Raw genomic sequence first — 12,799 nt, forward strand, 5'->3', positions numbered from 1 at the left:
AGATGAAACTAAAGATTTATACACTTTTACTGGCACTAAGCGTCACATGGAGTCTGCAAAGTTGTGACAACGATGACGATGGTTCAATAGCTGTTCCTGCCGAACTTCAAAGTGCATTTTCATCCAAATTCCCTAATGCTGCAAATGTGAAGTGGGAAACTAAGTCTGGATATTATGTAGCAGATTTCTATGACGGATATGAAGCATCTGCATGGTTCACCCAAGATGGTAAATGGCAAATGACAGAAACGGACATTCCTTACAATGCATTACCACAAGCAGTAAAAATGTCTTTTGAGAACAGCGAATATGCCTCATGGAAGCGGGATGATATAGACAAACTGGAACGGACAGGCGTTGAAACTGTTTTCGTAATTAAAGTCGAAAAGCAGAATCAGGAGGTCGATTTGTATTATTCTGCTGATGGAACTCTGATTAAAAGCATTGTAGACACTGATGATGATAACAGCGAACATCTTCCTGTACAATTGACTGAAGCTATGAAAAACTTCATCAATGAAAAGTATCCGAATGCAAGAATCATGGAAGTAGACGTTGAAGATAATAGAAATGATTGGGATTTTGGATATACAGAGGTAGATATCATTCATAATGGAATCCCAAAAGATGTATTGTTCAACCAGACTGGAAATTGGTATTCTACTTCATGGGAAGTACGTCAGGATGAATTGCCTGAAGCGGTAAACAGTACTCTCAATAATCAATATAGAGAATATCGTTTTGACGAAGCGGAGTATATTGAAAAAGCAGATGGTACCATATATTATCGAATTGAACTTGAGAAGGGGGATGTAGATAAAGTAGTAAACATAGGCGAGAACGGTACTGTCCTTTCATAGGTCAAAGTGCATAATTCTGAAACATAATTCTCACAAACAACAAACGATGACATAATTCCTGGTGGATATGTCATCGTTTATTATTTTTTACTGCTCCTGTACACGTTTTCTTTTCACTGCCGATTTAGCAGTTTTATCAGTGATACTGTCCGTTTGTTGCGGTTTCACCTTTTCAGCTTCTTCCTGTTTCCGCTTATTGCGTAACCGCCATTTATTCCAGAAATATAGATCACTCCATTTATTGAAATCCTTTTTATACATGATACCTACACCTTGTGTAGTCAAGTTTGTTTTTGTGTAATAACGGTCATTTGTCTCATTATAAGCCTTCAAACGAATATCTCCCGAACGGGTAATCAGCCATTCTGCTTCAAAGTCTCCTACAAAGTTAGTATTAGCCATCGGATTATCTCGATAACCGAAGTTTCCGTTTATCAATAAACGGTTATTCAATAATTGTCCCGACAAAATACCTTCTACTTCCATATCTGTCCAACCCTTATCACCCGTACTCAAATTCGTACCGATATTCCAGTTATTCGTTTCAAAGACTTGTGAAAGTGCATTATTCAACTGGCCGGAAAGAGTAGATGAGAGCACCGATGACATCACATTCGAATTCTGATTATTATTACGGGCATCTTCCGTATAGAACTTGCCAATACCCAACAAATAAAGAATCTGCATATTCATTTGCTCCTCCGTACTGATATAATTACGTACCAATGTTTGTATTTCATCTCTTTCATTCGGAAGCTCTATACCCAGTTTGATAGTCGGTCGTACCAGCATACCACTTAGATTCATGATACAATTTACACGTACATTGGGTTGTTGAATAATAGCCGAAGCATCCGGTATCAAGTCATTCAAAGAAGCGGAATTCACTGTATATGAAGCTTGTATATCCATGTTAGCATCCAAAGGTGCACCATTGAACGTTATTGTACTTCCATCCTTGATAATAAAGTCTTTACGGATCACCTCCTGCAAACTAAATTTATATACTCCTTGATTGATCCGGTAATTACCGAACATTTTCACATCGCCCTTATTATAAAATTCCGTTCGGATATTTCCCGTACCTTTTCCGCTGATATAATCTCCGGCAATAGGGTCCATGATGATTCGCATGGTGGCATCGGGAGTTGCATCCACCAGAATATTCAAACGGATATCTGTTTTCTGCTCTTCCTCCTCCTCCTGACGTTTTTGCTGTATTTGTTCGTAATATGAGATTACTTGAACAGAATCCTGAATAGTACGACGAGGTGTTTTATCTACAAATTTGATAAACTGATTGCTAGTAGCCGATGCTACACTACCATTAATATAAGTAAAGGTAGTATTTCTATTTGTAGTCATAGCCACATTTACGTCGAGCCCCTGTATGGCGTTTCCAGAGAGCAATACATTCCCGGTACCATATACCGTACCATAGAAAGGCATATCTGTCGATTCTTTTGTGTTCATCACAAGCATATTATTTGCCTGTATCTCAAAACGATAGTTTAGGTTCTTAAAATGCTGGAAATGCAAATATCCATTCATTCTCCCCGAATGTCCTTCCATATCAGAGATATGTATATTATTGAATGTCAATCCAGTAGGAGCCAGATGAATAGTGTCTTTTACAGCAAAATGTGTGTTTAAAATATCAAAATTCATGGATGCGTCTGTCATAACCGCACCATCCAGGTTCAACCCTTTAAATTTACCATAGAAATGTACTTTTCCTGTTCCCCGCCCTTTAATATCATTGGCAATAGACTTCATATAATGTTCGAGGAATTTCAGATTCAATTCATTTGCTTCAATATTTAAATCAAGTCCGCTCTCGGGTTTTAATGGATAAATAATACCCGTGACACGCGATGGAGAAGGAGATATATCCTGAATGGATGCATCCAACCGGATACCTCTGTTTTCATTATCCCACTCACCATATATATCCAGTTCACCTAAACGACCGTGATTGAGTGAGAAATTCTTTATAAATAAACGAGTATTCATGATAGGCTTTTTAAGCACTCCGCTTGCATAAGCCGTTCCTGTTGCATCGCCCTCAAAATTTACATCGTCGGATATACTTGCAATATCAAATACATATCCCATATTTATATCCTTTAGATCAACCTTTACAGTATCTTTAGGATTCTCGGAAAGCCGGCCGTTAATGCGTACATATCTATCCTGATGACTAAAATAGAAGTTATTCACATCCACTCGTCCGGAATCGACCACCACCTGCGAAGGATGTATCTTCCAGAGAGTATCATTTAAAATAACATCAGTAGGTTTCACATCCACCATCGCTTTCAACAATGACTTTTCTCCGCTTGTACGTAAAAATTTGGCAACAGCTGCTAATTTCCCGCTATATGTTGCTGCAGCATTATTTCCCCAATCCAAAGTCGTACTGACATTGTCATCTTTAGCTTGTGCATCCAAAGATAGATTGACTGCTCCTTTCTTTTTCAAATTAGTCAGACGAACCCGTGCACGAATATGATCTGCCGGATTCTCGCACAGAATCATACCTGACTCAATATAGTTGTTCTTATATTGCAGACGGGGAAAATATCCCTCTACACGCAAGCGTTGTAAAGCATCATTAAAATATCCCTTCAACGTAGAATGAGTATATACCGTTAACGGTATATCAAATATCGTAGATAAAATGTCCGTATTATATATATGTATATCAAACAAAAAGTTATTATGGGTTTCAATCGGCTTCTTGGGAGGTAATATCAAAGACGGCACATATTTCCGCATAATATTCAGAATACTGGCAGGCAATGTGTGATATTGGAATTTTCCCTCTATGCTTGCTTTCAGGAATTCGGAAGTCAATCTAAGCTGATTTTCTCCATTTTGTTTGGTTGCCCGGATATTCATATTCTGCATGAAATATGCTTTATCCGGAGCTGTAAATTCCAAGCTATCCACATTGATTTCTCCAATCATCTCATCCACTGATCCACCTGTAAAATTGGCTTTCAGTTTTAAAGAGAACTCTGCATCAGGATATTTGGTCGTAAGATTCAAATCATGTGGGCGTACTTTATTGACTACTGCAAGAAAATTAAAAGTAGGAACTTTGGATGCAACATTTACGTCTCCATTCAGATAAATAGAGCCATTAGGATCATCCAACGCAATCTTTCCATTAAATCCGCCTTGTTTGTATTCTCCGTCCAGTGTGATATTTTCATATCTATATCTGCTATAATCTATCGAAGCAATCAGTCCTTTCAATTCTACGGCAGGCAAGTGGTCAGCAATATGTCGGCCATGTACATCCAGATTGAAAGTAATTTCTCCCAATTCCTCATTATCCAATAATTTACCTAGTTGAAAATCCTCTGTTTTGACAGCTCCGGAATACGCAAACAATCCTTTTGTCTTATCAGAACTCAATTTTAAGTCGGTCTTTACATTTCCAAGACTCGTTTGTAATTGTCCATAAGTAACTAAGTCCGTGAAGTATCCCGAAATTTCTCCCTGGAAACTCACGTTGCCCAAACGTTCGAGAAGAGGAGGAACTCCATTATAATTAGGACTCAAATTACGCACTAAAAAACCGACTCCGCGGGTATTGGCCGAAAGTTCGGAAAGAGTTCCATATACATACGCATCTTGTGGACGCGATAAGTCCTGAAGCGATACATCTCCTCGCAGACGGAACTGACGGTCATCGGCTGTAATCTCCAGATGCGAACAAGTCAACTGATCCACAGTTCCCTTCACCTCCATATCCAACGTCACCGGTTCCTTGAAATGCGAGAGGATAGGGACAAAAGGAGAAATATCTTTTAAAGTAACTTGCGATGGCAAAGTACGGAAAGAGAAATGCACCTGTTCTGTAAAACGGTCAAAAGCTTTCAAACTATCATACTCCAAATGAATGGTATCAAGCTTGAGAGAGGTTTCGGGCAATTCTATTGTAAAATTATCAATGTTTGTCTGCTTGTTATTGGCAACCAGTTTCAAACTCATTTTTTTCAAAGAGAAGCCGGATGCTTTTTCATCAAGGCTCAATCGCTTGATCCCTAAATTCAAAGAGTCCTTACTTAATGCCTTCAGCGATATATTAGCGATGATATTTTGAAGCTGAATATGCTTAGCGTTAAATTTCCCCGGTGTTTCTTCTTCCGACAACACATGATAAGACATCCTTCCACGACGAATCAGGATGGAATTAATACGCAAATCAAGGGAGTTTTCTTTCTTCACGGTATCTTTGGAAGCAAAAGCATCCAAAACAAACTTAAAATTAGGAGGGGAATCCGGAGTCTCTTTCCGGAGATTGATATTAAATCCGAAAAGCTGGACACTGCTAATGGATATCTTTCCTTTAAAAAAGGGCATAATATCGAACTTGGCAGACAAACGTGTGACTTTGAGCATTTCCTGACCACTCTGATCGTCAAGCAATACATCATCAATAATAATACGGTTCAATAGACCCATATTAATTCTACCAATCACTACCTTTGTATTTAAAACTTCAGAAAGTTCTTCAGCTACAAATACACTCATTGCTTGCTGAATGTTTGGTATATTCAGCAAAACAATAGTCCCGATATATACTCCCAGTACAATACCTACTACCCAGCGTACAGTCTTTTTCAGCGTTCTGATATGCGATAACTTTTATTTTGCGAACAAAAATATAAAATAGTTCGTTACGAATCGTAGTTTTATGATTACTTTTGCACCGTTTAATAGTTTAAATACTTATGAGTGCAATAATTTTAGGAATTGAATCCTCCTGTGACGATACGTCGGCAGCCGTAATCAAGGATGGTTATTTGCTGTCAAATGTGGTATCAAGTCAAGCCGTACATGAAGCATACGGTGGAGTAGTACCCGAGTTGGCTTCACGGGCACACCAACAAAACATCGTACCGGTAGTACATGAAGCATTAAAACGTGCCGGCGTCACCAAAGAAGAGTTGAGCGCGGTAGCTTTCACTCGCGGACCGGGATTGATGGGGTCTTTGCTTGTTGGAGTCTCCTTTGCAAAAGGATTCGCTCGTTCTTTAAACATCCCAATGATTGATGTTAATCATTTGACCGGACATGTTTTAGCTCATTTTATTAAAGCGGAAGGAGAAGAAGAGAGACAACCTGTTTACCCATTTCTCTGTTTGCTGGTATCTGGAGGAAATTCACAAATCATACTGGTCAAAGCCTATAATGATATGGAGATTCTTGGACAGACTATTGACGATGCCGCAGGTGAAGCTATTGATAAATGCTCTAAAGTGATGGGACTTGGTTATCCCGGCGGACCGATCATTGATAAACTGGCTCGTCAGGGAAATCCGAAAGCTTTTACATTCAGCAAACCGCATATTCCTGGTTTAGATTACAGCTTCAGCGGATTGAAAACTTCCTTTTTATATTCATTACGCGACTGGTTAAAGGAAGATCCTGATTTCATAGAACACCATAAAGTAGATCTTGCAGCATCATTGGAGGCTACTGTAGTGGATATTCTGATGGATAAATTACGAAAAGCCGCCAAAGAATATAAGATTAATGAAATAGCTGTGGCCGGAGGAGTTTCTGCAAATAATGGATTGCGTAATGCTTTCCGGGAACATGCCGAGAAATATGGCTGGAACATTTTTATCCCTAAATTCAGTTATACGACTGATAATGCAGCCATGATCGCCATTACCGGATATTTCAAATATCTGGATAAGGACTTTTGTTCTATTGATCTTCCGGCTTATTCTCGTGTGACGTTATAATTGGGTATACCTTATTATATATAATAGGATAAAAACTAAGAAGTATGTTTGCCGAAATAATAACCATTGGCGACGAACTGTTGATAGGACAGGTTGTCGACACTAATTCAGCCTGGATGGGGCAGGAATTAAATAAAATAGGCATTGAGGTTCTTCGTATTGTTTCAATCCGTGACCGGGAAAAGGAAATCTTGGAAGCGATTGATAATGCGATGGAAAGGGTGAATATTGTTTTAGTAACCGGAGGACTCGGACCTACCAAAGACGATATCACCAAACAAACTTTATGCAAATACTTTCATACAGAACTGGTTTTCAGTGAAGAAGTATTCGAAAATGTAAAACGGGTACTGGCAGGGAAAATACCAATGAATGCACTCAACAAAAGCCAGGCAATGGTTCCGAAAGATTGTACAGTGATAAATAATCCTGTAGGAAGTGCTTCTGTCAGCTGGTTCGAAAGAGATGGAAAGGTACTTGTTTCCATGCCGGGCGTTCCGCAAGAGATGACTGCCGTAATGACAGAAAGTGTATTACCTAAGCTGCACGAGAGGTTTCAAACGGATGTAATTATGCATCAAACATTTCTTGTACAACACTATCCGGAATCCGTATTGGCAGAAAAACTGGAACCGTGGGAGAGTGCTCTGCCAGAATGTATCAAATTGGCATATTTGCCTAAGCTGGGGATTATTCGTCTTAGACTGACAGGACGCGGACAAAACAGGGAAGAAGTAAAAGTTCTTCTTGAACGTGAAAAGGTAAAATTAGAGAAAATACTTGGTGAAGACATTTTCGGTGAAGAAGATACGCCATTGGAAGTTATAGTCGGTGAACTTTTAAAAAAGAAGAAATTGACCGTTTCCACCGCAGAAAGTTGTACCGGAGGCAGTATTGCCGCACGTTTGACCTCCATTGCCGGTAGTTCTGAATATTTTAACGGAAGCGTAGTAGCCTATTCTAATGAAGTAAAAATGGGACTTTTACACGTTTCCTCCGAAACATTGGAGCAACATGGGGCCGTCAGCGAAGAAACTGTGATTGAAATGGTAAAAGGTGCGATGAAAGCACTAAAAACCGATTGCGCCGTTGCTACTTCAGGGATAGCAGGTCCTGGAGGGGGTACTCCCGAGAAGCCGGTGGGAACTGTTTGGATAGCCGCTGGTTATAAAAACGAAATTCGTACTTACAAACAGGAAACGAACCGCGGAAGAAGCATGAATATCGAAAGAGCAGGCAATAATGCACTATTAATGCTCCGTGATTTACTCAAATAAAGAAAAATAGGAGCCTGGAAGTGAATTATTTTAGGAAATTCTTGTTTTATACGGATAAAAGTGCTTACTTTGCGTCCTGTTTGAAAGAAGTATAGATATAAAACTATAAAAATAAGATAGAAATGTCGAAGATTTGTCAAATTACCGGAAAGAAAGCCATGATTGGCAACAATGTTTCACACTCAAAGAGAAGAACTAAAAGAACCTTTGATTTGAACTTGTTTAACAAAAAGTTCTATTATGTAGAACAAGATTGTTGGATCAGCCTTAGCATTTGTGCTAACGGGTTGCGTATTATCAACAAAAAAGGACTGGATGCTGCGCTGACTGAAGCAGTGGCTAAAGGTTATTGTGATTGGAAAAGCATTAAAGTAATCGGCTAAACGTAGAGGAGAAAACTTACAATGGCAAAGAAAGCAAAAGGTAACAGAGTACAAGTGATTCTGGAATGTACAGAACACAAAGACAGTGGAATGCCGGGAACATCTCGTTATATCACAACTAAGAACAGAAAGAATACTACAGAAAGACTTGAGTTGAAAAAATACAACCCGATTCTGAAGAGAGTAACAGTACACAAGGAAATTAAATAATAAAGTAGTATAACCCATGGCAAAGAAAACAGTAGCAAGTTTGCACGAAGGTTCTAAAGAAGGTCGTGCTTATACCAAGGTTATCAAAATGGTAAAATCTCCGAAAACTGGAGCATACGTTTTTGATGAACAAATGGTTCCGAACGAAAAAGTACAAGACTTTTTCAAAAAATAATCGAAATAGCATATACGCTATAACTGCAAAATCCTCTCATTGGCGAACAATGAGGGGATTTTTTATTGCTTCTTTTTTTACTTTTCCAATCCTTTGTTATATCTTTGTAGCAAATGTATTATACAAACAAGTGTAAATATGGGATTTTTTAGTTTTTTTTCAAAGGAGAAGAAGGAAACTTTAGATAAAGGATTATCTAAAACCAAAGAGAGCGTATTCAGTAAAATAGCTCGTGCTGTGGCTGGCAAGTCAAAAGTAGACGATGAAGTATTAGATAATCTGGAAGAAGTGCTGATTACATCTGACGTAGGTGTAGAAACAACTTTAAATATTATCAAGCGCATCGAAAAACGTGCAGCTGCAGATAAGTATGTAAATACTCAGGAACTGAATCTTATATTACGTGACGAAATAGCAGCTCTGCTTACTGAAAATAATTCGGGTGATGTAGCTGATTTCGACGTACCCATCGCAAGAAAACCTTATGTCATTATGGTTGTGGGAGTAAATGGGGTAGGTAAAACTACGACCATTGGTAAACTGGCTTACCAATTCAAGAAAGCAGGTAAATCCGTTTACCTGGGAGCCGCCGACACTTTCCGCGCTGCAGCTGTGGAACAGCTAATGATTTGGGGAGAACGGGTAGGAGTTCCCGTAGTCAAACAGAAAATGGGAGCAGATCCCGCATCTGTAGCTTATGACACCCTTAGTTCGGCTGTTGCCAATAACGCAGACGTGGTTATTATTGATACAGCCGGTCGTCTGCACAATAAGGTGGGCTTAATGAACGAGCTGACCAAAATTAAGAATGTGATGAAGAAGGTGGTACCTGATGCACCGGATGAAGTTTTATTGGTACTGGACGGTTCCACCGGACAAAATGCATTTGAGCAAGCCAAACAATTTACTTTGGCGACGGAAGTTACCGCTATGGCCATCACTAAGCTTGATGGAACCGCCAAAGGTGGTGTTGTGATTGGTATTTCCGATCAATTCAAGATTCCTGTTAAGTATATCGGACTAGGCGAAGGCATGGAAGACCTGCAGGTATTCCGTAAAAATGAATTCGTTGATTCCTTGTTTGGAGAAAATGCATGAAAAGAAAAACAATAGATATTATTACTTTAGGATGTTCTAAAAATCTGGTTGACTCCGAGCAGCTAATGCGCCAATTGGAGGAAGTCGGATACAGCGTAACTCATGACACTGAAAATCCGCAAGGGGAAATTGCGGTAATCAATACATGTGGGTTCATTGGTGATGCCAAAGAAGAATCCATTAATATGATTCTGGAGTTCGCTGAAAGAAAAGAAGAAGGGGATTTAAAGAAACTTTTCGTGATGGGTTGTCTTTCCGAACGCTATCTCAAGGAATTAGCTGTTGAGATACCGCAGGTAGACAAATTTTACGGAAAGTTTAATTGGAAGGAGCTTTTGCAGGACTTGGGAAAGGTCTATCACGATGAATTATATATCGAACGGACATTGACAACTCCCCAGCATTATGCTTACCTGAAAATTTCAGAAGGATGTGATCGTAAATGTTCTTATTGTGCTATTCCCATTATTACAGGACACCATATTTCCAAGCCAATAGAAGAAATTCTGGACGAAGTACGATACCTGGTATCGCAAGGCGTGAAGGAATTTCAGGTGATCGCACAAGAATTGACTTATTATGGGATCGACCGGTATAAGAAACAAATGCTTCCGGAATTGATTGAGCGTATTTCTGATATACCCGGGGTGGAATGGATTCGCCTGCATTATGCCTATCCAGCACATTTTCCAACAGATTTATTCCGGGTTATGCGCGAACGTGACAATGTATGCAAATACATGGACATTGCCCTTCAGCACATCAGTGACAATATGTTGAAGTTAATGCGCCGACAAGTGAGCAAAGAGGATACTTACCAATTGATCGAACAATTCCGTAAAGAAGTGCCGGGCATTCACTTGAGGACGACTTTAATGGTAGGACATCCCGGAGAAACTGAAGAAGACTTCGAAGATCTCAAAGAATTTGTACGTAAAGTACGTTTTGATCGAATGGGTGCTTTCGCATATTCCGAAGAAGAAGGGACTTATGCTGCAGAAACATACGAAGATTCTATTCCACAAGAGGTTAAACAAGCCCGACTTGATGAATTGATGGATATCCAGCAAGGTATTTCGGCAGAGTTAAGTGCAGAAAAGATCGGTAAACAGATGAAAGTTATCATCGATCGTCTGGAAGGAGATTATTATATCGGACGGACAGAATTTGATTCACCGGAAGTAGATCCGGAAGTATTGATTGATCGTTCAGAGAGAGAGCTTAAGATCGGACAGTTTTATCAGGTAGAAGTGATGAATGCAGACGATTTTGATTTATATGCAAAGATTATAAATGACTATGAATAATAAGGAATTTACATCCGAACTAGCGGAAAGATTGGGATACACAATCAAGGATACTTCCGAATTGATGAATTCTTTGTTGTCCAGTATGACACAAGAATTGGAAGAAGGTAATGTGGTTGCAATTCAAGGATTCGGTTCTTTTGAAGTGAAAAAGAAAGCGGAACGGATTTCAATCAACCCGGCAAGTAAACAACGCATGCTGGTTCCACCTAAATTGGTATTATCGTATAGACCTAGCAATACATTGAAAGATAAGTTTAAATAAATATTTCCCGTTATGAATGAAAGACTAACAATTCAAGACCTTACTGACTTATTGGCAGCCAAACATAGCATGACCAAGAAAGACGCCGAAGCGTTTGTTAAAGAGTTTTTCCTCTTGATAGAACAAGCCTTGGAGAACGAAAAGACTGTAAAAATCAAAGGATTGGGAACTTTCAAACTTATTGATGTAGATAGCCGGGAAAGTGTCAATGTCAACACAGGAGAGCGTTTCCAGATAAAAGGACATACAAAAGTCTCATTTTCTCCGGATGCAAATTTAAGGGATACGATAAACAAACCTTTTGCACACTTTGAGACTGTTGTGTTGAATGAAAATACAATTCTGGAAGATACTCCGATAGAAGAGACTGAGGAAGAAGAAACAGGAGAGGAAGCGTCAGCACAGGCAGTCTCGAATGAGATGGGGGATAATTCTGAAACTACTGCGATAGAAGAAAATGAAGGTACTGATAATCTTTCAGAAGAAGAGCCGATTCAAGAAGAGCAAATAGCCAGTCGCCCACTTGTGGAAGAGTCCATTGAAGAACTTGCTATTACTGAGGAATCTGCAATAGTACAGGAATTGACAGAACAGACATCTCCTAAAGAGCCTGAAGAGATCATTACAGAGACTAATATCGAAGAAAAGGTAGAACAGTTGGAAGATGAAGAGGTTCCGGAGGAGGAAGTGACAATCGATGAACAGCAACCAGCATCTATAGAAGAAGAAAAAGAAAAGATCACTGCCGAAAAGATTATAGAGCAAGAGCTTCTAAAAGCAAATCTGCAACCTGTGACTCCCATAGTGCCTCCTGCTGAAAAAGAAACGATAAAGCCGGTCCAACCGGAACAAATATCCCAACCGGTTTCTAAAAAGACAGCCCCGGTGAAGGAAAAATCTCCTGTACCTTATTTAATAGCTGTTATTGTAGTCGTTTTGTTATTATGTGGAGGTGTCATTCTATTTATTTATTATCCGGATTTATTTTCTTCTTCATCTGACAAGAATGCACTGGATATGCCGCCTGTGACGACTCAACCCGTTCAACCGGAAGCGCAACTTTCTGATACGATTGCACATAAGGATACTACAAAAATAATAACGCCTGATGTATCCAAAGTCGCTACCACGACACAACCGGTTGCCAAAAAAGAAGAAGCTATTCCTGTCAAAGCAGAACCTCAAACGGTTACACAACAACCTGCTACTTCTGCCTATCTGGATTCAGCATCTTATAAGATTACGGGAACCAAGACAAAATATACAATCAAAGAAGGAGAAACTTTGACTAGGGTTTCCTTGCGTTTTTATGGTACAAAGGCAATGTGGCCATACATTGTGAAACACAATCCGAAGGTTATTAAGAACCCCAACAATGTACCGTATGGCACAACTATTGAAATACCGGAACTCACAAAAGAATAAGTAGTTATAATCCATTCACCCGACCATGCAAATC

The 12,799-nt window shown here is 39.3% G+C and carries 11 protein-coding genes; 10 read left to right on the forward strand and 1 reads right to left on the reverse strand.

Going from position 1 to position 12,799, the window contains the following annotated elements:
- The first annotated feature begins 2 nt into the window (after positions 1–2).
- Positions 3–860 carry a PepSY-like domain-containing protein gene (locus tag NQ505_RS18100; RefSeq protein WP_008999630.1) on the forward strand — a complete coding sequence of 286 codons (858 nt, stop codon included), beginning with the start codon at positions 3–5 and terminating at the stop codon, positions 858–860.
- An 87-nt stretch (positions 861–947) separates the two neighbouring features.
- On the opposite strand, the gene NQ505_RS18105 is transcribed toward NQ505_RS18100, so the two are convergent.
- Positions 948–5,405 carry a translocation/assembly module TamB gene (locus tag NQ505_RS18105; protein ID WP_008999631.1) on the reverse strand — a complete coding sequence of 1,486 codons (4,458 nt, stop codon included), beginning with the start codon at positions 5,403–5,405 and terminating at the stop codon, positions 948–950.
- 200 nt (positions 5,406–5,605) lie between these two features.
- On the opposite strand from NQ505_RS18105, the gene tsaD reads away from it, so the two are divergent.
- The 9 genes from tsaD to NQ505_RS18150 all read left to right on the forward strand — a co-directional run bounded on the left by tsaD (position 5,606) and on the right by NQ505_RS18150 (position 12,765).
- Positions 5,606–6,625, forward strand: coding sequence for a tRNA (adenosine(37)-N6)-threonylcarbamoyltransferase complex transferase subunit TsaD (gene tsaD, locus NQ505_RS18110; protein WP_004306076.1), 1,020 nt, complete (start codon positions 5,606–5,608; stop codon positions 6,623–6,625).
- A gap of 44 nt (positions 6,626–6,669) precedes the next feature.
- Positions 6,670–7,902, forward strand: coding sequence for a competence/damage-inducible protein A (locus NQ505_RS18115; protein ID WP_004306075.1), 1,233 nt, complete (start codon positions 6,670–6,672; stop codon positions 7,900–7,902).
- Positions 7,903–8,024: 122 nt separating this feature from the next.
- Positions 8,025–8,285, forward strand: coding sequence for a 50S ribosomal protein L28 (gene rpmB, locus NQ505_RS18120; protein ID WP_004295983.1), 261 nt, complete (start codon positions 8,025–8,027; stop codon positions 8,283–8,285).
- 21 nt (positions 8,286–8,306) lie between these two features.
- Positions 8,307–8,495 (forward strand): 50S ribosomal protein L33, encoded by a 189-nt coding sequence (gene rpmG, locus NQ505_RS18125; protein ID WP_002560155.1) that lies wholly within the window; start codon positions 8,307–8,309, stop codon positions 8,493–8,495.
- Between the two features lie 16 nt (positions 8,496–8,511).
- Positions 8,512–8,670 (forward strand): DUF4295 domain-containing protein, encoded by a 159-nt coding sequence (locus NQ505_RS18130; RefSeq protein WP_004295982.1) that lies wholly within the window; start codon positions 8,512–8,514, stop codon positions 8,668–8,670.
- A 138-nt stretch (positions 8,671–8,808) separates the two neighbouring features.
- Complete coding sequence (gene ftsY / locus NQ505_RS18135; RefSeq protein WP_004295981.1) at positions 8,809–9,768, forward strand: signal recognition particle-docking protein FtsY; 960 nt, start codon at positions 8,809–8,811, stop codon at positions 9,766–9,768.
- On the forward strand, positions 9,765–11,075 hold the full coding sequence (gene rimO / locus NQ505_RS18140) for a 30S ribosomal protein S12 methylthiotransferase RimO (protein ID WP_008999632.1): 1,311 nt from the start codon (positions 9,765–9,767) through the stop codon (positions 11,073–11,075). The genes ftsY and rimO overlap by 4 nt, the downstream gene beginning before the upstream one ends.
- Positions 11,068–11,340 carry an HU family DNA-binding protein gene (locus NQ505_RS18145; RefSeq protein ID WP_008999633.1) on the forward strand — a complete coding sequence of 91 codons (273 nt, stop codon included), beginning with the start codon at positions 11,068–11,070 and terminating at the stop codon, positions 11,338–11,340. The genes rimO and NQ505_RS18145 overlap by 8 nt, the downstream gene beginning before the upstream one ends.
- A gap of 12 nt (positions 11,341–11,352) precedes the next feature.
- The gene (locus NQ505_RS18150) at positions 11,353–12,765 is read left to right on the forward strand and encodes an HU family DNA-binding protein (RefSeq protein ID WP_008999634.1); all 1,413 of its coding nucleotides are present in this window, start codon (positions 11,353–11,355) and stop codon (positions 12,763–12,765) included.
- Positions 12,766–12,799 lie beyond the last annotated feature (34 nt).

The sequence above is a fragment of the Bacteroides sp. D2 genome (assembly GCF_025147085.1).
Lineage (GTDB): Bacteria > Bacteroidota > Bacteroidia > Bacteroidales > Bacteroidaceae > Bacteroides.

What these genes read in the sequence shown, in the direction of transcription:
- NQ505_RS18100 (WP_008999630.1), top strand. Translation starts at nt 3, where the DNA reads ATGAAACTAAAGATTTATACACTTTTACTGGCACTAAGCGTCACATGG.
- NQ505_RS18105 (WP_008999631.1), bottom strand. Translation starts at nt 5,405, where the DNA reads ATGAGTGTATTTGTAGCTGAAGAACTTTCTGAAGTTTTAAATACAAAG.
- tsaD (WP_004306076.1), top strand. Translation starts at nt 5,606, where the DNA reads ATGAGTGCAATAATTTTAGGAATTGAATCCTCCTGTGACGATACGTCG.
- NQ505_RS18115 (WP_004306075.1), top strand. Translation starts at nt 6,670, where the DNA reads ATGTTTGCCGAAATAATAACCATTGGCGACGAACTGTTGATAGGACAG.
- rpmB (WP_004295983.1), top strand. Translation starts at nt 8,025, where the DNA reads ATGTCGAAGATTTGTCAAATTACCGGAAAGAAAGCCATGATTGGCAAC.
- rpmG (WP_002560155.1), top strand. Translation starts at nt 8,307, where the DNA reads ATGGCAAAGAAAGCAAAAGGTAACAGAGTACAAGTGATTCTGGAATGT.
- NQ505_RS18130 (WP_004295982.1), top strand. Translation starts at nt 8,512, where the DNA reads ATGGCAAAGAAAACAGTAGCAAGTTTGCACGAAGGTTCTAAAGAAGGT.
- ftsY (WP_004295981.1), top strand. Translation starts at nt 8,809, where the DNA reads ATGGGATTTTTTAGTTTTTTTTCAAAGGAGAAGAAGGAAACTTTAGAT.
- rimO (WP_008999632.1), top strand. Translation starts at nt 9,765, where the DNA reads ATGAAAAGAAAAACAATAGATATTATTACTTTAGGATGTTCTAAAAAT.
- NQ505_RS18145 (WP_008999633.1), top strand. Translation starts at nt 11,068, where the DNA reads ATGAATAATAAGGAATTTACATCCGAACTAGCGGAAAGATTGGGATAC.
- NQ505_RS18150 (WP_008999634.1), top strand. Translation starts at nt 11,353, where the DNA reads ATGAATGAAAGACTAACAATTCAAGACCTTACTGACTTATTGGCAGCC.